Genomic DNA, 23,132 nt, shown 5'->3' with positions numbered 1-23,132 from the left:
GCATGCGCAACGGCGCGCGCCCGTCCCGGCCGTTTTCGTCGCACCAGCTCGCGTCCCGGTCGCAATCCCGATTGGCGCCGCGGCCCGGCTCCGTCCTCCCTGCCGATGCCGCCGGACGAGGACGAAACATGGCAAGACGCATATCCCTGATCCTGCCCGCGCTGCTCGCCGCCTGCAGCGGTGGCGGCGATGGCGCCGCCCCGCCGCGGCCCACCCCCACGCCGTCGCCGAGCCCGAGCCCCACGCCGAGCCCCACGCCCCCGGCCGATCCGCTCGACCAGGCGATCGCCGAGGCGGCGGCGGCCATCCGCGCCGACACGTGCCGGCCCGCCGGCGCGAACTGCGCCTGGACCGATCGCGCCTATAGCCCCGCCGAGTTCGAGATGGCGCCCGGCAGCGGCGAGGCGATCCTGATCATCGACAGCCTGCCCCGCCTGCCCGTCCGCGCCATTCGCTTCCGCAAGCATATCAAGGGCTATTTCCGGCTGGGTGCCGGCGGCGCGATGCACGCCGCGACGACCGGCTGGCGCATCCCGGCGGCGCTGTGGAACGCGCTCGATCGTTTCTCCGGTCCCGCCTTCGTGCCGAGCCAGCGGCTCGCCCCGATCGGCGATGCCGCGAACCAGGCCTATGCCGGCATCGCCTTCGACAATAGCGGCCATGGCAGCACCGTCTTCTCGCTGATCGCCGACAACAGCCCCGGCCAGCCGCTGGTGCTGATGGACGCGATCGACCTTCACGCCCTCGCGGCGGCCGATTATTGCGATGCCGCAGGCGGGGCCGCGGCGCAGGCGCGGCTGGTGCAGTCCGCCCAGCGCGCGGCGGACGCGATCGTCGCGCTGATGCGCGCCAACGATGTCCGCTTCGTCAACTACAGCGCGGGCCACACTTTCCAGACCGTCCGCGACAGCTGGCAGGGCCGTTGCGGGACGCCGCTGCCCGCCGAGGCCGTGCTGCGCGACCGGCTCGCCGCCTATGCGCCGATCTACGCCGCGCTGTTCGGCACGCCCGGCGTGCTTGCGGTACAGGCGGCATCGGAGACCAGCGGGCTCCATGACGCGCCTTATGACCAGCGCATCCCCGCCTATCGCAACCGCGTCCGCACCGGCTATTTCACTGTCCTCGCATCGGGCCTGGACGATAGCGGCCGCGGCGGCATCGCGGCGCCCCAGGGCTGGCCCGCCCGCGCCGATGCCGATATCTTCGTCAACACCGGCGTGCTGCCCGAGCGCCCTTATGCCTTCAACCGCACGCCCCTGCTCCAGTCCGACGATTTCAGCACCGCGCTCTTCCCGATCACCGCGCCGCATACGTCCTGGGTGGCACCGCTGGCACTCGCGCGCATGATCCATCTGCGCTTCTCGCAATTCCCCGGCCGGCCGTTCGACGACGCCCTGATCGCCGACATCCTCGATGCGGCGACCCCCGCGCGCTGCCCTGGCCAATGGGGCGATCGCTGTGCCTTTCAGGACCCGATGCTCCACGGCCAGACCGAAGCGGTGCGGCTGGGCCTGCGGCCGCGCGAATATACGGGAATTGCTGCCCCCTAGGCCGCCTGCCCCGGTGCGGCGCGCGGCGGACAGACGCGGCCCGCGGACCGGCTTCCTTGACGGAAACCGATTTCATCGCCATATGCGCGGCCATCGAGCCAGCATGGCAGCGTGATCGGACGCACGGCGTCCCGGCCCCGGCTCGGTTGATTTCACGGCTTCCCTAGTCACGCGGGTCGTCATTTTTGACCCCGCCTTCGCGTTCGGAATCCGTCCGTGCGCGCCGGCCGTACGCACAGGACACATAATGCAATTCAACGAACTCGGTCTCTCGGAGACCGTTCTCGCCGCGCTTGCCGCCAAGGGCTATAGCGAGGCGACGCCGATCCAGGCCAAGGCGATCCCGTCGCTCCTCGAAGGGCGCGACCTGCTCGGCATCGCCCAGACCGGCACCGGCAAGACCGCCGCCTTCATGCTCCCCTCGATCGACCGGCTGGTCGCATCGGGCAAGCGCGCCCAGCCGCGCGGCTGCCGCATGCTCGTGCTCGCCCCCACCCGCGAACTGGCCAGCCAGATCGCCGACCAGGCGCGCCACTATGCCAAGGGCACCCGCCTCAGCGTCGCCACCATCTTCGGCGGCACGTCGATCCACAAGAACAAGACCGACCTCGCCAAGGGCGTCGACATCCTCGTCGCCACGCCGGGCCGCCTCGTCGACCTGATGGACCAATGCTATGCGATCCTGATGGGCCTCGAGATCTTCGTGCTCGACGAGGCCGACCAGATGATGGACCTGGGCTTCATCCACGCGCTGAAGCGCATCGTCCGCGAGCTGCCCGCCAAGCGCCAGTCGCTGTTCTTCTCGGCGACCATGCCGAAGACGATCCGCGAGCTCGCCGGCCAGTTCATCAAGGAGCCGGTGGAAGTGAAGGTCACGCCCGAGGCGACCACGGCCGAGCGCGTCGAGCAGCGCGTCACCTTCGTCCAGCAGGCCGAGAAGCAGGCGCTGCTGACGATGATGCTCAAGGAGATCGAGATCGATCGCGCGCTGGTCTTCACCCGCACCAAGCACGGCGCCGACCGCGTCGTCCGCCTGCTGGCGGGCAATGGCGTCGCCGCCAACGCGATCCATGGCAACAAGAGCCAGCCGCAGCGCGAGCGCGCGCTCGGCGAGTTCCGCGCGGGCAAGGTGAAAATCCTGGTCGCCACCGACATCGCGGCGCGCGGCATCGACGTGTCGGGCGTGAGCCATGTCTTCAACTTCGAGCTGCCGAATGTGGCGGACCAATATGTCCACCGCATCGGCCGCACCGCGCGCGCCGGCAATGACGGCGTGGCGATCAGCTTCTGCGCCGAGGACGAGCGCCCCTATCTGCGCGACATCGAGCGGCTGATCCGCCAGAAGCTCGCGGTGGTGCCGCTGCCCGAGGGCTTCGTCGCCGCTGCCGAGAAGATCAAGACCAGCCGCGTCAACGTGCCGGCGAGCCGCGACCAGCAGAACGGCGCCCGTGGCCGCGAGATGCAGCGCGACGGCCGCCGTCCGGGCCAGCCGCAGCGTGGCCGCCCGGGCCAGCGCGACGACCGCGCGCGTGGCGACCAGCCCCGCCGCGACGGCCATGCGCCGCGTCCCGAAGCCGCCGGTGCCGCTTCGGGCGAGCCGCGTCCGCGCCGCTTCGACGCGCCGCAAGGCGAGCAGCCCCGCAACTATGCCCGCCCCAAGCGCAAGTGGCAGCCCCGGCCGACCGGCGGCGGCGGCGGCCAGCGTCAGGGCCAGGGCGGCGGCCGTCAGGGCGGCAATCGCGGGCGCTAACGCGCAAGGAGATAGTCGCCGACAGCGTCGAACAGCGCCTGTCGGCGATTCTCCAGATGCATCCGGTGCGCGCCGTCCGCGAGAGTGACGCAGTGCGCGCCGCCCGGCACGCCCGTCAGCCGGCCCGCCAGCCACGCCATGTCCGCCTCGCCCGCCAGCGAGTCCCAGGCGCCGCGCACGATCAGGGTCGGCGCGCGCACCACGCCGGGGTCATAGGGAAAGCGCCCCGACCAGGCATCGCCGAAATCGGCGTCCGGGCCGCTCGGCACCATCACGCCCGCCGGGTCTCGCGCCGTGCTTCCCGGATCGCTGGCGAGATAGGCGGTCGCCCAGGCGTCGAAGTGCGCGGGGGCGATCGGCGAGCCCCGGCCTTCGGGCACGCCCGACTGGAAGCTCCGCCACTGATCCGCGCGCGTGACGAGATATGCGCCCCCGGCCGGCGCGGGGCCGTCACCGGCCTGCCGCTCCCCGAGCGGGCCGAACAGCACCAGCCGCTCGACCATCTCGGGCCATGCCCCGGCAAAGATGCCGGCGGGGATCGTCCCCCAGCTATGGGCGATCACCAGGAGCTTCGCGCCGCCGCGCCGCGCCCGGACATGCGCGGCGACGCGGGCGATCTGCGCCGCCGCCGCGTCCGCCCGGCCATAGGGCAGGTGCTCCCGCATGGCCGCCGGCCGTTCCGATCCGCCATAGCCGGCAAAGTCGAACGCCCAGACATCGAGGCCCCGCGCCCGCAGATCGTCCATCCACGACCACCCGTCGATCCGCCATCCGACCGACAATGCCGATGGAAAAGTGGCGCCGTGCACATAGAGCACCGGCATTCCCGGTCCGGCCAGGCGGCGAACGAGCAACGCCGGCATGGCGGCATCGCCAGCGAGAGTGGTCACGTCCCCGGCGTGCGCGGCTTCGCGGGGGGCGGCGAGAATCGGTTCCGGCATCGGTTCCTCCAGTCGGTCCGGCGGATGCGGCCGATCGGAGAAGCGATGCTTCGGCCCTTATCGAAGCTTCACCGCCACCGCGCGCGGATCGCCGCATCCTCGCGGCCGGCGATCAGCCGAATCGCACGGTCGGCGCCTTCCCTGCCCTCGGACGCCCCGGCGCGCGCGGCCGCATGGTACAGTTCCAGCGCCTTCTCATACTGGCCGGCCTGCTCGGCGCAGAGGCCCAGGTCGAAGGTGATCGAGGGATGGTTCGGCACTTCCGGCGCCAGGGCCGCCCAGCCGGCGCACGCGCCGCGCCCGTCGCGCTTGGTCAGCTTCACCAGTTCCTTGAAACGCTTGGCCTGGTCCTTGGCCATGCCCTTGTCGCTCTCGCGCACGCGGATGGAATAGGTCGAGAGGGTCGGCGCGATGTCGCCGCGCACCGAATAGCCGAGGTTGCGGATCGCATCGGCAATCACTTCCTCCACCGGCGCCGGGCGATCCTCCCTGCCCTCGCACCAGCTGCTTTCCTGTGTGAAGGGCTTGGTGACCGAATAGACGATCCGCCCGTCGCGATTGCGCACCAGCCTCAGATCGGCCTTCACGCTGACGATCCGGCGGCGGCAGCGCACCTCCACTTCCTCCTCGCGGATGCACTTCTTCTGGTTGGCGCTGTCCTTCTCGACGCAGCGCTTCTCCCGCCGGCGGAACGGCGATTCGTCGACGCCCGTCGTCACGCCGCCGGTAAGCGCGCCCTCGGCGTTGTTCCGCCCGGCGCGGCCGCCCATCAAGTCGAAATGCGTGCCCGACAACCCCTGCTCGATCGCCCGGGCCAGCGCCTCGCCGTCCTGCCCCTCGATACGGTCGATCGCGATCGAGCGCAGCAGGCTCGCCTCCCGGTTCGGCGCGGCGAGCTCGCCGCGGATCTCCAGCACTTCGGCATGCGCGATCCCGGCGATCAGGCCGGCGACGGCGATGCCGCCAAGAATCCCCTTGTTCACTTCACCTTCCCCCAAAAGGTCGTCGCGGGCGCCGTTTACCACACGAAACGATTCGGTACATGCCCGTGACGGCCCCTGTTCCGGGAGTCGTTCGTGGCACGCGAATCGGACTCGGGTTGCATCCCCGTGACACCGATGCTAACCGCGCCGCGACCCATAGGGGGCCGTATGGGGCAGCCGTCAGAGTAATACTTTGATGGAGCCGGAAATCGGCCCCCAATTCATATGGGGCTGAAACCCGAACCTCCGAGAGGAACCCGATCGCGTGGAGAATTCCGCCGGTATCCAGGCAAGCCTAAGCGGACGCTACGCTACCGCCCTGTTCGAGCTCGCGCGTGATTCGAAGGCCCTGGCCCAGGTCGAGGACAGCCTCGGCACCGTGGCCAAGGCGCTTGCCGAATCGAGCGACTTCAAGGCGCTGACCGCCAGCCCGCTGGTTTCGCGCGCCGACGCCGCCAAGGCCGTCGCCGCCGTCGCCGCCAGCCTGAAGCTCGATGCCACCACCACCAGCTTCCTGGGCGTGCTGGCGCAGAACCGCCGGCTGAACCAGCTGCCCGCGGTGATCCGCGCCTTCCGCCAGCTGGCCGCCGCGCATCGCGGCGAGACCACGGCCGAGGTCACCTCCGCCCATCCGCTTTCCGCCGCTCAGGTCGACGCGCTCAAGCAGCAGCTGCGCGCCCGCATCGGCCGGGAAGTGGCCGTCGACCTCTCCGTCGACCCCTCGCTCCTTGGCGGGCTGGTCGTGAAGATCGGCAGCCAGATGATCGACAGCTCGATCAAGACCCGACTCAATTCCCTCGCGCACGCGATGAAAGGCTGAAGGCTAAGACATGGATATCCGCGCCGCAGAAATCTCGAAGGTCATCAAGGACCAGATCGCCAATTTCGGCTCCGAGGCCCAGGTCTCCGAGACCGGCCAGGTGCTCAGCGTCGGTGACGGCATCGCGCGCATCCACGGGCTCGACAACGTCCAGGCGGGCGAGATGGTCGAGTTCGCGAACGGCGTGCAGGGCATGGCGCTCAACCTCGAGGCCGACAATGTCGGCGTCGTGATCTTCGGCTCGGACTCGGAGATCCGCGAGGGCGACACCGTCAAGCGCACCGGCACCATCGTGGACGTGCCCGTCGGCAAGGGCCTGCTCGGCCGCGTCGTGGATGGCCTTGGCAACCCGATCGACGGCAAGGGCCCGATCGTCGCCGAGAAGCGCAGCCGCGTCGAAGTGAAGGCGCCGGGCATCATCCCGCGCAAGTCGGTGCACGAGCCGGTGCAGACCGGCCTCAAGGCGATCGACGCGCTCGTTCCCGTCGGCCGCGGCCAGCGCGAGCTGATCATCGGCGACCGTCAGACCGGCAAGTCGGCCGTCGCGATCGACACCTTCATCAACCAGAAGACCGTCAACGCCGGCAATGACGAGAGCAAGAAGCTCTACTGCGTCTATGTCGCCGTCGGCCAGAAGCGCTCGACCGTCGCCCAGCTGGTGCGCACGCTCGAGGAGAATGGCGCGATGGAATATTCCATCGTCGTCGCCGCGACCGCTTCGGACCCCGCGCCGCTGCAGTTCCTCGCGCCCTATACCGGCACCGCGATGGGCGAATATTTCCGCGACAACGGCATGCACGCGCTGATCGTGTTCGACGATCTGTCGAAGCAGGCCGTCGCCTATCGCCAGATGTCGCTGCTGCTGCGCCGCCCGCCGGGCCGCGAAGCCTATCCGGGCGACGTGTTCTACCTCCACAGCCGCCTGCTCGAGCGCGCCGCCAAGCTCAATGACGCGAACGGCAACGGCTCGCTGACCGCGCTGCCGATCATCGAGACCCAGGCGGGCGACGTGTCGGCCTATATCCCGACCAACGTGATCTCGATCACCGATGGCCAGATCTTCCTCGAGACCGACCTGTTCAACGCGGGCATCCGCCCGGCGATCAACGTCGGCCTCTCGGTGTCGCGCGTGGGCTCCTCGGCCCAGACCAAGGCGATGAAGAAGGTCTCGGGCTCGATCAAGCTCGACCTCGCCCAGTATCGCGAGATGGCGGCGTTCGCGCAGTTCGGTTCGGACCTCGACGCCTCGACCCAGCGCCTGCTCAACCGCGGCGCGCGCCTGACCGAGCTGCTCAAGCAGCCGCAGTTCAACCCGCTGCCCTTCGAGGAGCAGACGGCGTCGATCTTCGCCGGCACCCAGGGCTTCCTGGACGCCGTTTCGGTGCAGGACGTGGTGCGCTACGAGGCGGCGATGCTCGCCGACCTGCGTGCGAACCACGCCGACATCCTGAGCGCGATCCGCGACTCGAAGGACCTGTCGGACGAGGTTAAGGCAAAGCTCAAGGCCGCCCTCGAGGCGTTCGCCAAGACCTTCGCCTGATCGCCAGCCGATGGCCGACCACTCCCTCCTCGCATGGACGCTGCTCAGCGTCGGCCTGGTGCTGACGCCCGGGCCGGACACCATGCTCGTCGCGGGTCACGCGGCGCGAGGAGGCGTGCGGGCCGGCCTGGCGGCGGTCTCGGGCGTGGTGCTGGGCGGGCTGTGGTACATGGCGCTGTGCGGCTTCGGCTTCCTCGCCGTGCTGTCGGTCTTCCCGGCGCTGTTCACGGTGGTGAAGACCGCCGGCGCGATCTACCTGGCCTGGCTCGGCTTCAAGCTGATCCGGGGAGCGATCAAGCCGGCTCCCGCCGCTGCGGAGGCACCCGCGCTGGGCAAGCCCTTCTGGCAGGGGCTGCTCACCACCGCGCTCAATCCCAAGGTCGCGCTGTTCTTCCTCGCCATCCTGCCGCAGTTCGTCGGCACCGGCCCTGACGCTCCGCTCAAAGGCGCGCTGCTGATCGCAGTGCCCTATGTGCTCGGCGGCTTCTGGCTGGCCGGCATCAGCTTCGTGGCCGCCCGTGCGGGCCGCGCCGCGAAGCAGAGCAGCGCGATGCGCTGGGTCGAGGGCGTGCTCGGCGTCGCATTTGTTGGTCTCGCGGGCCGTCTGGCCCTTGCTCGGAATTCGTAAATGGCAAGTTTGAAGGCCCTCAAGATCCGCATCGGCTCGGTGAAGTCGACGCAGAAGATCACCAAGGCGATGAAGATGGTCGCCGCCGCCAAGCTGCGCCGCGCGCAGGAAGCGGCCGAGGCCGGGCGCCCCTATGCCCAGCGTCTCGAAGCCGTCGTCGCCAGCCTGGCGAGCAAGGTGACGGTGAGCGAGAGCTCGCCCAAGCTGCTCGCCGGCACCGGCAAGGATCAGGTCCACCTGCTCGTCGTCGCCACCAGCGACAAGGGCCTGGCCGGCGCGTTCAACACCAACATCGCCCGCCTGGCCCGCCGCCATGCGCAGGAGCTGGTGGCGCAGGGCAAGACGGTGAAGATCTACACGATCGGCCGCAAGGGCCGCGCCGTGCTCAACCGCCAGTTCCCGAAGAACCTCATCCACTCGATCGAGCCGGGCGACCTGGGCAAGCTGGGCTTCGCCGATGCGCGCGGCTATGCCGACGACCTGATCGCGCGCTTCGAGGCGGGCGAGTTCGACGTGGCGACACTGTTCTACTCCACCTTCAAGTCGGTCCTCGCCCAGGAGCCGACCGCACAGCAGATCATCCCGGTCGCCGTGCCGGCCGCCGCGGCGGAGACCCCGAGCAGCGGCGCCGCCGTAACCTATGAGCCCGACGAGGAATCGATCCTCGCCGACCTGCTGCCGCGCAACGTCGCGATCCAGCTGTTCCGCGCGATGCGCGAGAACGCCGCGTCGGAGCAGGGCTCGAAGATGACCGCGATGGACAACGCCACGCGCAACGCGGGCGACCTGATCAAGCGCCTCAACACGCTGTACAACCGCCAGCGCCAGGCCGCGATCACCACCGAGCTGGTGGAAATCATTTCGGGCGCCGAAGCGCTCTAAGACCGTTCGAACGAGGAAACAGCAATGGCAACCGAAGCTCCGATCGCAGAGAAGCCCGCCCGCAAGCCGCGCGCGACCAAGCCGAAGGCCGATGCCGCCGGCACTCTGCCGACCACGACCAACAATGTCGGCCGCATCAGCCAGGTGATCGGCGCCGTCGTCGACGTCGCGTTCGAAGGCGCGCTGCCGGCGATCCTTTCGGCGCTCGAGACCGACAATAACGGCAACAAGCTCGTCCTCGAGGTCGCGCAGCACCTCGGCGAGAACACCGTCCGCACGATCGCGATGGACTCGACCGAGGGCCTGACCCGCGGCCAGACCGTCACCGACACCGGCAGCCAGATCCAGGTCCCGGTCGGCCCGGCGACGCTCGGCCGCATCCTCAACGTCATCGGCGAGCCGATCGACGAGCGCGGCCCGGTCGGCACCGACCTGCGCGCGCCGATCCACGCCGAGGCCCCGCTGTTCGTCGACCAGTCGACCGAGAACGCGATCCTCGTCACCGGCATCAAGGTCATCGATCTGCTCGCTCCCTATGCGAAGGGCGGCAAGATCGGCCTGTTCGGCGGTGCCGGCGTGGGCAAGACCGTGCTCATCCAGGAGCTGATCAACAACATCGCCAAGGGCCATGGCGGCACCTCGGTGTTCGCCGGCGTCGGCGAGCGCACCCGTGAGGGCAACGACCTCTATCACGAGTTCCTCGATGCGGGCGTCATCGCCAAGGACGCCGACGGCAACGCCATCTCGGACGGCTCGAAGGTCGCCCTGGTCTATGGCCAGATGAACGAGCCGCCGGGCGCCCGTGCCCGCGTCGCGCTGTCGGGCCTGACGATCGCCGAATATTTCCGCGACGTCGAAGGCCAGGACGTGCTGTTCTTCGTCGACAACATCTTCCGCTTCACCCAGGCGGGCGCGGAAGTGTCGGCGCTGCTCGGCCGTATTCCGTCGGCCGTGGGCTATCAGCCGACCCTGTCGACCGACATGGGCGCGCTGCAGGAGCGCATCACCTCGACCAACAAGGGCTCGATCACCTCGGTGCAGGCCGTGTACGTCCCCGCAGACGATCTTACCGACCCGGCGCCGGCGACTTCGTTCGCCCACCTCGACGCGACGACCGTGCTCAACCGCGCGATCTCGGAGCTCGGCATCTATCCGGCGGTGGATCCGCTGGACTCGACCAGCCGCGTGCTCGAGCCGCGCGTCGTCGGCCAGGAGCATTACGAGACGGCCCGTGCGGTCCAGTCGATCCTGCAGAAGTACAAGTCGCTGCAGGACATCATCGCCATCCTCGGCATGGACGAGCTCTCGGAAGAGGACAAGCTGACCGTCTCGCGCGCGCGCAAGATCCAGCGCTTCCTCTCGCAGCCCTTCCACGTCGCCGAAGTGTTCACCGGCATCCCCGGCGCCTTCGTGCAGATCGAGGACACCATCAAGTCGTTCAAGGCAGTGGTGAACGGCGAGTATGACCATCTGCCGGAAGCGGCCTTCTACATGGTCGGCGGCATCGACGATGCCATCGCCAAGGGCAAGAAGCTGGCCGAAGAGGCGTAAGAAGAACACCTCCCTCTCTCCGCTTGCGGGGAGAGGGCCGGGGAGAGGGGCCTGAACCCCAGGCGCACCGCTCTCCCCCTCTCCCCAGCCAGTTTGGGATTGGCTGGGGTGGTGACAGCCCCGGCTGTCTCCAGATCATGCCGGGGGCATGATCGACCCGTCCAATCCCAAACTCCCCTGAAGGGGAGAGGGAGTAAGGTAAGAAAATGAGCCTGCACTTCGAACTCGTCACCCCCGAAAAGCTCCTCCGCTCGGAGGAAGTGCACATGGTCGTCGTCCCCGGCACCGAGGGCGATTTCGGCGTGCTCGAAGGCCATGCCCCGCTGATGTCGACCATCCGCGACGGCAATCTCGAAATCTACAAGGCCGGCGCCACCACGCCGGAGACGATCCGCATCGAAGGCGGCTTCGCCGAAGTGAACGAGAAGGGCCTGACGGTCCTCGCCGAGAAGGCCGAAGGCTGAATCGCGAAGGAAGCCGGCGGATCGAACCCGCCGGCTCCGTCATCCCGGTGAAAGCCGGGATCCCCGGGGAAGCTCTCGTCCCGCCTCTCGCGGCCTGAGATCCCGGCTTTCGCCGCGCTACCGGCTCATTCGCCGATAGGCCCAGCGCATCGGCTTGCCGCCATCGGCCAGCGAAATCTCCGCCATCAGCATCTCGCCCTCGCGCCAATAGCGGATGCGCTGCGGGTAATCATGCGCCGCGTTGACGAAGGTGATGCCCTGCGCCACCGCATCGCCGGGTGACGCCTGGAAATCGGTCGCGGCCTGCCCCGCCGGCTCGGCGTGGAAGACGAACCCGCCCGCATCGCCGCTGATCCGCATCGGCTCGCGCCGCTCGCCCTTCGCGCTGGTCGTGACGGTGACGCCGCGCATCACCCGATCCGATCCCATCCGCTCCCAGGTCTCGCAGGTCGTGCGGCCGCCCCGCGGCTCGGTGCACCATTTGCCGACCAGCCAGCCGAAGGGCGTTTCCTGCGGGCCGGCCAGGCCCAGTCCCGCGAGCAGCATGATGTTGGCGATCATCTCGGATCCTCCCTGTTTCCTGCGGCGCGTTACGCCGCGCCGCCGCCGCTGGCTTGAACCGACGCGACATGCGAGGCTGGCGCGATGGACTATGCCGAGCTGCCCTTGCCGCCCGCACTCGCCGGCCTCGTCGCCGCCGTGTGGACGCTCGCCGCCAGCCGGCCGGGCTGGGTGGAGCATGAAGCGACGCCCGATGGCTGTATCGAGCTGATCCGCCGCCACACGGGCCGCTCCGAATGGCGGCGCGCCCAGCCGGAATATTTCGCCACCGGCCTTTCCGACCGTCCGATCCGCTTCGGGTTCAGCGGCGATGCGCGCTTCACCGCGATCAAGCTGTGGCCCTGGGCCTGGCACGCGCTGGGCGGCGCGCCCTGCCCCCGCTTTGCCGACGACTGGATCGCGGTCGCGCCCGATTCGCCGCTGGCGGCGCTGCTGGAAGGCGATCCGGTCGCCAACCTCGGCCATGCGCTGGCCGGCATCGTGCCGCCGCCGCTCGCCCAGGCGATCCTCGCGGCCGACAGCGTGGCCGCGATCGCCGAGCGCACCGGGCTGCCGCACCGCCGCCTGCAACGCATCTTCGCCCGCGAGCTGGGGCTGGCACCGCGCGCCTATCTGCGCCTGCTCCGCTTCCGCGGCGCGCTGCAGGACGTCCAGCGGGGCACCGACACGCTCGCCGACACCGCCGCCGCGCGCGGCTATGCCGACCAGGCGCACATGGCCCGCGATTTCCGGGCCCTTGCCGGCATGCCGCCCAGCGATGCCCGCACCCGCGCACGCGGACCTTTCCTCTAGGCATGGCCGCTACCCGGCCTTAACCCCATGCGCCTATTCTCCGGCGAACGGGAAGGGGGATCCAGGACGATGGCAATGGCGCGCTGGCAGGGCCCCGAACGCGCGCGCCCGGCACTGTTCGCCCTGTTCCTGCTCGTCGCGCTGGCAGTGCGCTGGCCGGCCTATGGCGAGTGGAACTATGCCGTGGACGACCAGTATTTCGCACTGGTCGGGCGCAGGCTCCTCGCCGGCGACCTTCTCTATGTCGACATCTGGGACCGCAAGCCGCCGCTCCTCTATTTCACCTATGCCGCGATCGCCCGCATCCATGCTTCGGCCCTGGCCTATCAGCTCGTCGCCACGGTCTGCGCCGCGCTCGGTGGCTATGGCACCGCGCGGATCGCCCGGCTGATCGCGCCCTTTCCGGCGGCGCTGATGGCCGGCATCGCCTATTGCGTGCTGCTCACCCGCTTCGGCGGCGGGAATGGCGAGGCGGCGGTTTTCTACAACCCGCTGATCCTCGCCACCGCCTGGTCGATCGCCACCAGCATCGCGCAATTGCGGCGCGGCGTGCTGCCGCCTCCCGTGCTGCTCGGCATGTTCACCGCCGGCCTCGCCATCGGCTTCAAGCAATCGGCGGCGTTCGAAGCCCTGTTCTTCGGCATCGCGACGCTCGCGATCCTGGCACGCGGCGGCATGGGCTGGCGCGCGCTGGCGGTCCGCGCCGCCGCGATGGCCGCGATCGGCGCGCTGCCCCTCGCCGCGATCGGCCTCGCTTATTGGTGGATGGGGCATTTTCCGCAGCTGTGGCAGGCGCTGGTGCTGTCGAACTTCGCCCGCGCCTATGATGCCGGGCGGCTCGCCCGCGCGCTGGCGCTGGCGGGGCTGCTGTGCCTTCCGCTCCTGTTCGCCGTCCTGGGCTATCTGCGCGGCCGCGCCAGCCGGCCCGCCCCGCTCGATTTCCTCGCCTGCTGGGCGGTGGCGGCGATCCTGGCCGTCGCGATCTTCCCGGGCCTCTATCTCCACTATGCCCTGCCCCTGCTGGCTCCCCTGGCGGTGCTGAGCGCGCCCTTCTTCGCCCGGCCCGGCATCGGCGCGCTCGGCTTCGCCGCGCTGATCGTCCTCAACCTGGCGACGTCGGACATGTTCGACCTGCGCGTCCGCGCCCGGGCCCGGCCGGCCGCGGCCGCGCTGGTGGAGCAGGTGCGCCAGGTCACGCCGCATGGCCGGCTGCTCGTCTTCGGCATGCCGAGCTATCTCTATGCCGAGACCGGCAGCGCCCCGCCCAGCGTCCTGGCCTTTCCGGCTCATTTCTACGAAGGCGCGGAAGCGGGCGCGAGCGGCATCGACGAAGTGGCCGAGCTGCGCCGCGTCCTGCGCGCCGGGCCGGAGACCGTCGTCGTGCAGGAACCGCTTCCGGCCGCGCCGCTGAACCAGGCGAACGTCGCCCAGGTTGCCCGCTATGTCCGGCGCTGCGCGGCCGTCCGGCGCATGCCGCTCTACGATCACGAGGGGGAGAAGCTTATGGCGGTCCATAGCGGCTGCGCCCGCGCGGCCCCGGGGTCGGCAGCGGATTAGGCAAATCTCAAGCCTTCGCGGTTAACGCTCGCCCATCGAGGGGACATTGGATTCTGATGAGCGCTTTCGGACGACGCAGCGGATTGGGGGGTGGACCGGCGGGCCGGCCGGCATTCGGTGTCGCACGTCCGATGCAGGGTGGCGGCCCGCTGCCGCGCCCGATCGACCCCGTGCCGCTCGGCGGCGAACAATTCCCGCCGATCAACTCGGTGCCGCTGCCCGGCCAGGGCGCCGGGCCCGACGGGTTCGAGCAGCGCGATCCGAACGGCCCCAGCGTCGCCAGCGCGGAGGCAATGCAGCGCCTCGCCGATCGCCAGGCCGCGGCCGGCGAGCAGGGCAATTCGCGCGTCGAGGGCTTCGAAGCCTCGATCCATCGCATCAAGGAGCAGGTGCTGCCGCGCCTGCTCGAGCGCGTCGATCCCGAAGCGGCCGCCACGCTCAGCAAGGACGAGCTGGCCGAGGAATTCCGCCCGATCATCGGCGAAGTGCTCGCCGAGCTGAAGCTCACGCTCAACCGCCGCGAGCAGTTCGCGCTCGAGAAGGTGCTGGTCGACGAGCTGCTCGGCCTCGGCCCGCTCGAGGAGCTGCTCGCCGATCCGGCCATCTCGGACATCATGGTCAACGGCCCGGAGCAGACCTTTGTCGAGCGCAAGGGCAAGCTCGAGCTCGCCAACATCCAGTTCCGCGACGAGGAGCATCTGTTCCAGATCGCGCAGCGCATCTGCAACTCGGTCGGCCGCCGCGTCGACCAGACCACGCCGCTGGCCGACGCCCGCCTGAAGGACGGCAGCCGCGTCAACGTGATCGTGCCGCCGCTTTCGCTGCGCGGCACCGCCATCTCGATCCGTAAATTCTCGGCCAAGCCGATCACGCTCGACATGATGGCCCAGGGCGGATCGATGAGCCAGAAGATGGCGACCGCGCTCAAGATCGCCGGCGCCAGCCGCTTCAACATCGTCATCTCGGGCGGCACCGGCTCGGGCAAGACGACGATGCTCAACGCCCTGTCGAAGATGATCGACCCGGGCGAGCGCGTGCTGACGATCGAGGACGCAGCCGAACTCCGCCTGCAGCAGCCGCACTGGCTGCCGCTGGAGACCCGCCCGCCCAATCTGGAAGGCCAGGGCGAGGTGACCATCCGCGACCTCGTCAAGAACGCGCTGCGCATGCGCCCGGACCGCATCATCCTGGGCGAAATCCGCGGCAGCGAGTGTTTCGACATGCTCGCCGCGATGAACACCGGCCATGACGGCTCGATGTGCACGCTTCACTCCAACTCTCCGCGCGAGGCGCTCGCCCGTATGGAGAACATGGTGATGATGTCGGACATCAAGGTGCCCAAGGAAGCGATCAGCCGCCAGATCGCCGATTCGGTCGATCTGATCATCCAGGTGAAGCGCCTGCGCGACGGCAGCCGCCGCGTCACCAACGTCACCGAGGTGATCGGCATGGAAGGCCCGGTGATCGTCACCCAGGAACTGTTCAAGTTCGAGTATCTGGACGAGAGCGCCGACGGCAAGATCATCGGCGAATATCGCTCGATGGGCCTGCGCCCCTACACGCTCGACAAGGCCAAGCAATATGGCTTCGACCAGGCGCTGCTCGAGGCGTGCCTCTGATCGCCTGACCGGCTAGACCATGCCGGTGCTCGGCTTCCTCCTGCCTCTCGCGCTCGCTTCGGCTCCTCCCGTTTCCAGCGGCGAGGAAGCGAAGGACGGCATCACCCTCGCGTCCGACAGCGAGGCGCGCTGGATCGCGTTCGACCTGACGCCCGGCAACCAGATCAGCTTCGAGGCGGTGCTGAACGGCCGCCCGGTCCGCGCGGTGCTCGACACCGGGCTCACCAACACCATCGTTACCCGCGACTTCGCTGCCCGGGCGCGCCTTGCCACCGTCCGGCGCCAGAGCGCGCGCGCGATCGGCGGCGCCATCCAGATCGACTGGGCACCGGGCGGCACCCTGGTCGTCGGCGGGCTCACCCGGCGCGGCGGACGGATCGCCATTCCCGACGTCCCCAGCGAGGGCCGCTTTGGCGGCGACCTCGTCATCGGCAGCGACGTGCTGAGCTGCTGCGCGCTCGACATCGACTATCCCACGCGCCGCTTCCGCATCCTTGCAACGGGCCGGCTGCCCTTCACCGGGCAGACCGCGCCGCTCCGGGTGAGGCCCGGCAATAGCGTGCCGCTGAGCGAGATCCAGTTCGGAGGCGTCCGCCTGCGCCCGCTGCTCGTCGATACCGGGGACGGCGCCGCGATCACCCTGAGCCACGCCGCCTGGGCATCGACCGGCCATCGCGGCGCCCGGCTCAGCACCACGCTGGGCTGGGGGCTCGGCGGTCCGACGGTGACCGAGGTGGCCGTGCTGACCGGCTTCAGCCTGGCCGGCGTCGCCTTGCCGGAGACCGAGCTGCGGATCGAGGAGGAAGGCGCCTATTCGGTTGCGGAAGGCGTCGCCGGCCGGATCGGCACCGGGCTCTTGCTGCGCTACCGCGTGCTGCTCGATCCGCGCGCCGGGCGGATGGTGCTCCAACCCGGAGCCATGGCCGCCGCGCCGGTCCTCCGCTCGACCAGCGGGCTGCTGCTCGGCGCCGAGGACACGCATCTGCGCGTGCTCCACGTCATGCGCGGCTCCCCCGCCGCCGAGACGGGCTGGCGCGAAGGCGAGACGATCTGCGCCGCCGATGGCCTGCCCGTCGCCGGGCGTCCGGTCGAATGGAGCGCGGGCGCGCCCGGGCGCACCGTGGCGCTCACTCTGTGCGACGGCAGCGAGCGTCGGCTGACGCTGCGGAAATTCTATTAGGGCAGGCGCCGAGGGCAGCCATTGACGCATCCCGGATATAGTGCATTACTCAAATAATACACTTGGCCGGGGATACGATCATGGGCTGGAGAATCGCGCGCAACCTCGCCGCTTCGATCGCGCTGGCCGGGATCGGGTCCAGCCCCGCCATGGCCGGCCCGGACCGGCCGGCGATTTGTGCGCTGGTGGAGAAAGCGTCTGCCGATGCCCTGCTGAGCGTGCCGTTCCGCATCATCGACGGCCGCATCTATGTCGATGTGCGGGTCAATGGCGGCGGGCCGTACAGCTTCGCCGTAGATACGGGCGCGAGCGGCATGGGCCGCGCCGATGCCAGCCTGGTCGCGAAACTGAAGCTGCCGATCGTCGGCGCCGCCGAGACCTCGGATGCCGTGGCATCGGCACGGGTCGATACCGTCCGCCTGGCGTCGGTCGAGCTCGGCGGTCTGGTCCGCCACGATCTGGAAGTGATGACCCGCGACTATAGCGGCAAGATGGCGCCCGCGGCCGCGTTCGCCGGAATCCTGGGCCGCGCCTTCTTTGCCGACGGGTTGCTGGTGATCGACTATCCGAAGCGAAGGCTCAGCTTCACCCCCCGCGCCGGACTGGTGCCGGGCGCGCCGGGTGTGCTCGGCTATGAACGCGCCTTCCGGGTGCCGGTGACGATCGGCGAGGTCGTGACCCAGGGCAATCTCGATACCGGCGCCAATGTCGCCTTCGTCCTTCCCCGGCCGCTCTTCGATCAGGTCGGCGGCGGCGCGATCGAGGCGGCGGGCGAGGGCAAGCTGACCAACACGACCGTGAAGACCGGCAGCGCGAAGCTCCACGGCCCGTTCCGCATCGGCGCGGCGACGCTTTCCGATGTGACGGTGCGAATCTCCGACAGCTATCCCGAACTCCTGGTGGGGGCCCATGCCCTGCAGCATTTCGCGCTGCTCATCGACCAGCGCTCCTCCAGCGTCGCGCTTTGCCCGGCAACGGATCGCTAGGCCACGCCTCAGCGCATATTCAGTGCCACGCTCGCCAGGATCACCGCGCCCAGCATCGCCATCACCTGGAGGAACTGCCAGGGCACATAGCCGACATCGTCGATCCGCGTGCGCCGCCGCCGGCGATGCTCGCCCAGGGCGCTGACCACCGCAATCGCTGCCGCGCCCGCCGCACCGAACCATAATTGTTGTTGCATCGAACCGAAGAACCCCCAAATGCGCGGACGACATCTAGGGAGGGAATTCGCGTGCGCCAGACCCTGACCGTTCTTGCGGTACTCACTACTGCCGTCGCCGTGGCCAGCGTCGCCACCGGAGCCCCGCGCACGCAGCGCTCGGCCATCGCCGAAGCAGTCGCCTCGCCCAGCCGCACGCCGGCCAATGTCGCGCGCGATCCCTATCGGCATCCGGTCGACACGCTCAACTTCTTCGGCGTGAAGCCGGGCAACACCGTGGTCGAGATCTGGCCCGGCGGCGGCTGGTATACCGAGATCCTCGCGCCGCTCACCCGCGCCAAGGGGCAATATTACGCCGCGATCGGCCCCGACTTCCCGAATGGCGGCAAGGCGGTCGAGGCGCTGAAGGCCAAGGACCCGGCGCTCTACGGCCATGCCAGGCTCGTCGCCTTCCCGGCCGAGGCCGGCCAGCCCAAGGTGGCCGACGGCACCGCCGACATCGTCCTCACCTTCCGCAACGTCCATAACTGGCGGATGGGCTACAAGCGCGGCGACCAGGACTATGCGCCCGAGGCTTTCAAGCAGATGTTCGCGATGCTGAAGAAGGGCGGCACGCTCGGCATCGAGGATCATCGCCTGCCCGAGAGCGCGAGCGACGCGCGCGAGAAGACCAGCGGCTATATCAAGGTCTCGACCGTCCGCCGCCTGGCCGAGCAGGCCGGCTTCGTCTTCGTCGCCGCGTCCGAGGTCAACGCCAATCCGCGCGACACCGCCGACTGGCCCAAGGGCGTATGGACGCTGCCGCCCACCTACACGCTCAAGGATGTCGACCGCGCGAAGTACGCCGCGATCGGCGAGAGCGACCGGATGACGCTAAAGTTCAGGAAACCCTGATTTTTTCGTGCTAAACGGGGCATTAACCGTCTCGTCTTATCACTGACATGTGCCACGCCGAATTCGAACCCTTCTGTCGGTCCTCCGCGAGGAAGTAGACAGCTATGCCGCGACCAGCGAGGAAATCGCCGCGCGTACCAACCTGCTCGCGCTGAACGCCGCGATCGAAGCCGCGCGCTCGGGCGAGGCCGGGCGCGGCTTCTCGGTGGTGGCGCAGGAAGTGAAGGCGCTGGCGCAACAGGCGCGCGGCGCCTCGATCGAGTTCCGCTCCGAAGTGCGCGAGCGCCTCGCCATGGGCGCGGGCATCGCCGACGAGATGGTGAGCGAGATCGAGGGTACCCGCCTGGTCGAGCTCGCCCAGGCGCTGATCCAGAACGTTTCCCGCCACCTCTATGGCCGCAGCATCGATCTGCGCGTGATGGCGTCGGATGCCGAAGTGGTCGCCGCGCTCGAGGATCCGAGCCCCGAGACGATTGCCGCGGCAGACGCCAGGCTGGCGCTGCTCACCGGGATTTCCCCCTATTACGTCAACGCCTTCCTCGCCAATGACGCGGGCAAGGTGATCGCCGCGTCCGATCCGCATGCGCGCGTGCGCGGCGTCGACCTGTCGAGCGCGCCGCAATATCTGAACGCGATCCGCAGCCACCGGCGCGACGAATGGTTCACCGACGAAGTGTGGCTGAACCCCTATTCGGACCATCGCGCGGTGCTCGTCTTCGTCACCGGCGTGCGCCCGCGCGGTCGCGACGGGCGGCCGCTCGGCGCCTTTTATCTCGAGTTCGACTGGGAGGGACACATCCCCGCGATCATCTCCGACCGGTCGCTGTTCGGCGAGCGCGACTGGGGGCGGACCAGCATCTCGATCGTCGACCAGCAGGACCGGATCGTCGCCACGTCCGCCGGGAAGCGACATGGCGAGCATGTCGCGCTGCCGCCAAATGCGGTGCGCGGCGCGGAAGTGCGCGGCGACAACACGATCGCCTTCGCCAGCGCCACCGACTATCACGGCTTTGGCGGGCTGGGCCTGCGCTGCGTCATTGAGCAGAAGATGCCTACGCTGGAGGAAATTCGCGCGGCGCTGGGCGGGCTGCGGGGGCGTTCATAACTCTTCCCGAGCCCCTCCCTTCCAGGGAGGGGAGTCGTGACTATTTACCCAGTTTCTCGATCTTGTCCTGCAGCCGGGCGAGTTCCGCCTTGAGCGCCGCGACATCGTCGCCTTCCGCGGCCGGTGCCGGCGTGCTCGGCGCAGCGCCCGCAGCAGGGCCCTGGCCCGGCTTGAACGCCTGGGTCGCCGCTTCGAAGATCTCCATGTTGCGCTTGGCCATCTCGGCAAAGGGCGAGTTGGCGAAGGCACCTTCCACCGCCGACTTGAACTGCTGCTGGTTGCGGCGGAAGCTCTCCATCGAGGCCTCCAGATAGCCGGGCACCATCGCCTGCATCGAATCGCCGTACAGCGCGATCAGCTGGCGCAGGAAGTTCACCGGCAGCATGGTCTGGCCGCGCTGCTCCTCCTCCATGATGATCTGGGTGAGGACATTATGGGTGATGTCCTCCTCGGTCTTGGCATCGACCACCTTGAAATCGCGCCCCTCGCGCGTCATCGCGGCCAGATGGTCCAGCGTGATGTAGGACGAGGTTTCGGTGTTGTAGAGTCGCCGGTTCGCGTACTTCTTGATGATGACCGGACCGGTGCCAGCAGCGCTCTTCTTCATCTAAGGCCCCCAGGTGAGTGAAACATATCTATCATCGTTTCATTCTGCGGCGCAACACGGACCGCGCCCGCTGCCGCTGTTCCTTTCGCTGTTGCGCAGCGAGACCGCAGCATCGCCCGAGCGGCGGGCCGCCGCGCTCGCCGGACTGAAGGCCTATCAGGAGGCGGAAAGGCCGGCGGAGCGCGCGCCCCGGCCCGCAATCGCCACCGCCGGGCGCGCTGCGCTGCGCGATTATGGCGGCAGCGGTCCGCCCGTCCTCTTCGTGCCGTCGCTGATCAATCCGCCCTTCATCCTCGATCTCGCGCCGGGCAATTCGCTGCTCGAATGGCTGGCGACTCAAGGGCTTCGGCCGCTGCTGGTCGATTGGGGCACGCCCGGGCCGGAGGATCGCGGCCAGGGCATCGACCATCACATCGCCGAACTGCTGCTGCCCCTGCTCGACACGCTGGGCGAGTCGCCGCTGCTCGCCGGCTATTGCCTGGGCGGGACGCTCGCCACGGCCGCGGCGATGCTGCGCCCGGCGCGCGGGCTCGTCACCATCGCCGCCCCCTGGCGCTTCCGGCGCTATGGCGATTTCGCGCGCGCAGCCATTGCGGCGCAATGGGAAGCCGCGCAGCCGTCCTGCGCCCGGCTCGGCCTGGTGCCGATGGAAGTGCTGCAGGCCGGCTTCTGGCAGCTCGATCCGGCCCGGACGATCGCCAAGTTCGAGCGATTCGCCCGGTTGGCGCCGGACAGCGGCCAGGCCCGCGCCTTCGTCGCGCTGGAGGACTGGGCCAATGCCGGCGCGCCGCTCACCTATGCCGCGGGGCAGGAGATGTTCGAGCGCCTCTTCCGCGCCGACCGGCCGGGCGCCGGCCGCTGGTGGGTGCGGGGAACACGCATCCTTCCCGCGCGCCTCGCCTACCCCGCGCTCGAGCTGCTCTCCACCACCGACCGCATCGTTCCCGCCGCCACCGCCGCCGGCCTGGCCGAGCGCCGGAGCCTCGCCCTCGGCCATGTCGGCATGATCGTCGGCGGCCGCGCGCGCGCCATGGTGTGGGAGCCGCTGCGCGACTGGCTTCTTGCCGCAGTGCACACTAGATAACGCGCGACCACAAAAGACCATTCGCAGGAGTCGTTTCCCATGGCCAACCCGACCGACGTCGTCATCACCGCCGCCAAGCGCACCCCCGTGGGCAGCTTCCTCGGCGCCTTCGGCAGCACCCCCGCGCACGAGCTGGGCCGCATCGCGATCGAGGCGGCGCTGGAACAGGCCGGCGTGAAGGGCGAGGAAGTCAGCGAAGTCATCCTGGGCCAGGTGCTCACCGCGGCGCAGGGCCAGAACCCCGCCCGCCAGGCCTCGATGGCCGCGGGCGTGCCCAGGGAAGTGCCCGCCTGGAGCGTGCAGCAGGTCTGCGGCTCGGGCCTGCGCGCCGTGGCGCTCGCCGCCCAGGCGATCCAGACCGGCGATTCGACCATCGTCGTCGCCGGCGGCCAGGAGAGCATGTCGCTCGCCAACCACGCCCAGGCGCTGCGCGCCGGCGCCAAGATGGGCGACGTCGCCCTGGTCGACACGATGATCAAGGACGGCCTGACCGACGTGTTCAACGGCTATCACATGGGCATCACCGCCGAGAACCTGGCCGAGCAATATCAGGTCACGCGCGCCGAGCAGGACGAATTCGCCGTCGCCAGCCAGAACAAGGCCGAGGCCGCTCGCGCCGCCGGCCGCTTCAAGGACGAGATCGCCCCGGTCACGATCAAGGGCCGCAAGGGCGACACGATCGTCGCCGACGACGAATATATCCGCGCCGGCGCCACGCTGGAGAGCGTCGCGGGCCTGCGCCCGGCCTTCAAGAAGGACGGCACCGTCACCGCGGCCAACGCATCGGGCCTCAACGACGGCGCCGCCGCGCTGGTGGTGATGTCGCGCGCCGAGGCCGAGAAGCGCGGCGCGCCGATCCTCGCGACGATCCGCAGCTGGGCCACTGCCGGCGTCGATCCGTCGATCATGGGCATCGGCCCGGTCCCGGCCTCCAGAAAGGCGCTGGAGAAGGCCGGCTGGACGATCGCGGACCTCGACCTGATCGAGGCGAACGAAGCCTTTGCCGCGCAGGCGCTGTCGGTCGGCAAGGAGCTTGGCTGGGATGCGAGCAAGGTGAACGTCAATGGCGGCGCGATCGCGATCGGCCACCCGATCGGCGCGTCGGGCGCCCGGGTACTCACCACCCTGATCTACGAGATGGCGAAGCGTGACGCGAAGAAGGGCCTGGCCACGCTCTGCATCGGCGGCGGCATGGGAATCGCGATGTGCGTCGAGCGCTGAAAAGCACACGACGAATCCGGACAGTCAAGCGACTGGGAAGCAAGCGAATTGGTGTGACAACACACCATTTCGCTTGCTGAATGTTATATGAACGAACCTGAATCTGTAATTTTCATCAATTCATAGTCGCATTTTTGCAACACCTTCGAGTCGTCGCGCGGCGCGTCATTCCTTGTCCCTTGCGTTGCAGCTTTATGTCCGAATGATTGCCAGTTCGAGCATCCCGCTCGAGGGGCAAAAA

At 69.2% G+C, this 23,132-nt stretch carries 22 protein-coding genes; 17 read left to right on the top strand and 5 right to left on the bottom strand.

Annotation, left to right across the window (positions count from 1 at the left end; translation table 11 throughout):
- Positions 1–128: 128 nt before the first annotated feature.
- Together ACIQCS_RS21815 and ACIQCS_RS21810 are read left to right on the top strand one after the other, a co-directional pair.
- Positions 129–1,550, top strand: coding sequence for a hypothetical protein (locus ACIQCS_RS21815; protein WP_345848665.1), 1,422 nt, complete (start codon positions 129–131; stop codon positions 1,548–1,550).
- A 247-nt stretch (positions 1,551–1,797) separates the two neighbouring features.
- Entirely contained in the window at positions 1,798–3,300 is a 1,503-nt protein-coding gene (locus ACIQCS_RS21810) for a DEAD/DEAH box helicase (RefSeq protein ID WP_345848667.1), read from the top strand.
- Here ACIQCS_RS21810 and ACIQCS_RS21805 read toward each other — a convergent pair.
- Both ACIQCS_RS21805 and ACIQCS_RS21800 read right to left on the bottom strand, forming a co-directional pair.
- The gene (locus ACIQCS_RS21805; protein WP_345848669.1) at positions 3,297–4,241 is read right to left on the bottom strand and encodes an alpha/beta hydrolase; all 945 of its coding nucleotides are present in this window, start codon (positions 4,239–4,241) and stop codon (positions 3,297–3,299) included. The two genes, ACIQCS_RS21810 and ACIQCS_RS21805, sit on opposite strands and share 4 nt — an antisense overlap.
- 68 nt (positions 4,242–4,309) lie before the next feature.
- Entirely contained in the window at positions 4,310–5,224 is a 915-nt protein-coding gene (locus ACIQCS_RS21800) for a hypothetical protein (protein WP_345848671.1), read from the bottom strand.
- A gap of 265 nt (positions 5,225–5,489) precedes the next feature.
- Here ACIQCS_RS21800 and ACIQCS_RS21795 point away from each other — a divergent pair, with 265 nt between their 5' ends.
- The 6 genes from ACIQCS_RS21795 to ACIQCS_RS21770 all read left to right on the top strand — a co-directional run bounded on the left by ACIQCS_RS21795 (position 5,490) and on the right by ACIQCS_RS21770 (position 11,109).
- On the top strand, positions 5,490–6,044 hold the full coding sequence (locus ACIQCS_RS21795; RefSeq protein WP_345848672.1) for a F0F1 ATP synthase subunit delta: 555 nt from the start codon (positions 5,490–5,492) through the stop codon (positions 6,042–6,044).
- Positions 6,045–6,054: 10 nt separating this feature from the next.
- Positions 6,055–7,584, top strand: coding sequence for a F0F1 ATP synthase subunit alpha (atpA, locus tag ACIQCS_RS21790; protein ID WP_345848674.1), 1,530 nt, complete (start codon positions 6,055–6,057; stop codon positions 7,582–7,584).
- A gap of 10 nt (positions 7,585–7,594) precedes the next feature.
- Positions 7,595–8,212 (top strand): LysE family translocator, encoded by a 618-nt coding sequence (locus ACIQCS_RS21785; protein ID WP_345848675.1) that lies wholly within the window; start codon positions 7,595–7,597, stop codon positions 8,210–8,212.
- Positions 8,213–9,094 carry a F0F1 ATP synthase subunit gamma gene (locus ACIQCS_RS21780; RefSeq protein WP_345848677.1) on the top strand — a complete coding sequence of 294 codons (882 nt, stop codon included), beginning with the start codon at positions 8,213–8,215 and terminating at the stop codon, positions 9,092–9,094. It abuts the gene before it with no gap.
- Positions 9,095–9,118: 24 nt separating this feature from the next.
- On the top strand, positions 9,119–10,645 hold the full coding sequence (gene atpD / locus ACIQCS_RS21775) for a F0F1 ATP synthase subunit beta (protein ID WP_345848679.1): 1,527 nt from the start codon (positions 9,119–9,121) through the stop codon (positions 10,643–10,645).
- Positions 10,646–10,851: 206 nt separating this feature from the next.
- Entirely contained in the window at positions 10,852–11,109 is a 258-nt protein-coding gene (locus ACIQCS_RS21770; RefSeq protein ID WP_086130635.1) for an ATP synthase F1 subunit epsilon, read from the top strand.
- Between the two features lie 117 nt (positions 11,110–11,226).
- Here the strand turns inward: ACIQCS_RS21770 and ACIQCS_RS21765 are convergent, their stop codons facing one another.
- A complete protein-coding gene (locus tag ACIQCS_RS21765) occupies positions 11,227–11,670 on the bottom strand; it encodes a DUF6265 family protein (RefSeq protein ID WP_345848684.1) in 444 nt (147 codons plus the stop codon).
- Positions 11,671–11,754: 84 nt separating this feature from the next.
- Here ACIQCS_RS21765 and ACIQCS_RS21760 point away from each other — a divergent pair, with 84 nt between their 5' ends.
- The 5 genes from ACIQCS_RS21760 (at position 11,755) to ACIQCS_RS21740 (ending at position 17,804) form a co-directional block, all read left to right on the top strand.
- Entirely contained in the window at positions 11,755–12,462 is a 708-nt protein-coding gene (locus tag ACIQCS_RS21760; protein WP_345848685.1) for a helix-turn-helix domain-containing protein, read from the top strand.
- A gap of 75 nt (positions 12,463–12,537) precedes the next feature.
- Complete coding sequence (locus tag ACIQCS_RS21755) at positions 12,538–14,019, top strand: hypothetical protein (RefSeq protein ID WP_345848687.1); 1,482 nt, start codon at positions 12,538–12,540, stop codon at positions 14,017–14,019.
- 56 nt (positions 14,020–14,075) lie between these two features.
- The gene (locus tag ACIQCS_RS21750; RefSeq protein WP_345848688.1) at positions 14,076–15,638 is read left to right on the top strand and encodes an ATPase, T2SS/T4P/T4SS family; all 1,563 of its coding nucleotides are present in this window, start codon (positions 14,076–14,078) and stop codon (positions 15,636–15,638) included.
- A gap of 19 nt (positions 15,639–15,657) precedes the next feature.
- Positions 15,658–16,818: an aspartyl protease family protein gene (locus tag ACIQCS_RS21745; protein WP_401531800.1), complete on the top strand. Its 1,161-nt coding sequence runs from the start codon at positions 15,658–15,660 to the stop codon at positions 16,816–16,818.
- A gap of 80 nt (positions 16,819–16,898) precedes the next feature.
- A complete protein-coding gene (locus tag ACIQCS_RS21740) occupies positions 16,899–17,804 on the top strand; it encodes a retropepsin-like aspartic protease (RefSeq protein WP_345848692.1) in 906 nt (301 codons plus the stop codon).
- Between the two features lie 8 nt (positions 17,805–17,812).
- Here the strand turns inward: ACIQCS_RS21740 and ACIQCS_RS21735 are convergent, their stop codons facing one another.
- The gene (locus tag ACIQCS_RS21735; RefSeq protein WP_086130804.1) at positions 17,813–18,001 is read right to left on the bottom strand and encodes a hypothetical protein; all 189 of its coding nucleotides are present in this window, start codon (positions 17,999–18,001) and stop codon (positions 17,813–17,815) included.
- Between the two features lie 51 nt (positions 18,002–18,052).
- On the opposite strand from ACIQCS_RS21735, the gene ACIQCS_RS21730 reads away from it, so the two are divergent.
- A complete protein-coding gene (locus ACIQCS_RS21730) occupies positions 18,053–18,874 on the top strand; it encodes a class I SAM-dependent methyltransferase (protein ID WP_401531798.1) in 822 nt (273 codons plus the stop codon).
- A 49-nt stretch (positions 18,875–18,923) separates the two neighbouring features.
- Positions 18,924–19,979 carry a methyl-accepting chemotaxis protein gene (locus tag ACIQCS_RS21725; RefSeq protein WP_345848696.1) on the top strand — a complete coding sequence of 352 codons (1,056 nt, stop codon included), beginning with the start codon at positions 18,924–18,926 and terminating at the stop codon, positions 19,977–19,979.
- 40 nt (positions 19,980–20,019) lie between these two features.
- On the opposite strand, the gene phaR is transcribed toward ACIQCS_RS21725, so the two are convergent.
- A complete protein-coding gene (gene phaR / locus ACIQCS_RS21720) occupies positions 20,020–20,586 on the bottom strand; it encodes a polyhydroxyalkanoate synthesis repressor PhaR (protein ID WP_345848698.1) in 567 nt (188 codons plus the stop codon).
- Between the two features lie 88 nt (positions 20,587–20,674).
- Between phaR and ACIQCS_RS21715 the strand changes: the two genes are divergently transcribed.
- Both ACIQCS_RS21715 and ACIQCS_RS21710 read left to right on the top strand, forming a co-directional pair.
- Positions 20,675–21,670 carry an alpha/beta hydrolase gene (locus ACIQCS_RS21715; protein WP_345852011.1) on the top strand — a complete coding sequence of 332 codons (996 nt, stop codon included), beginning with the start codon at positions 20,675–20,677 and terminating at the stop codon, positions 21,668–21,670.
- A gap of 39 nt (positions 21,671–21,709) precedes the next feature.
- Positions 21,710–22,891, top strand: a complete 1,182-nt coding sequence (locus ACIQCS_RS21710; RefSeq protein ID WP_345848699.1) for an acetyl-CoA C-acetyltransferase — start codon at positions 21,710–21,712, stop codon at positions 22,889–22,891.
- Positions 22,892–23,132: the final 241 nt, after the last annotated feature.

Source organism: Sphingomonas sp. NPDC092440, from assembly GCF_044754985.1.
GTDB lineage: Bacteria > Pseudomonadota > Alphaproteobacteria > Sphingomonadales > Sphingomonadaceae > Sphingomonas.
The sequence above is the reverse complement of the archived record's forward strand: the minus strand, read 5'-3'. Positions and strand labels throughout refer to the sequence as shown.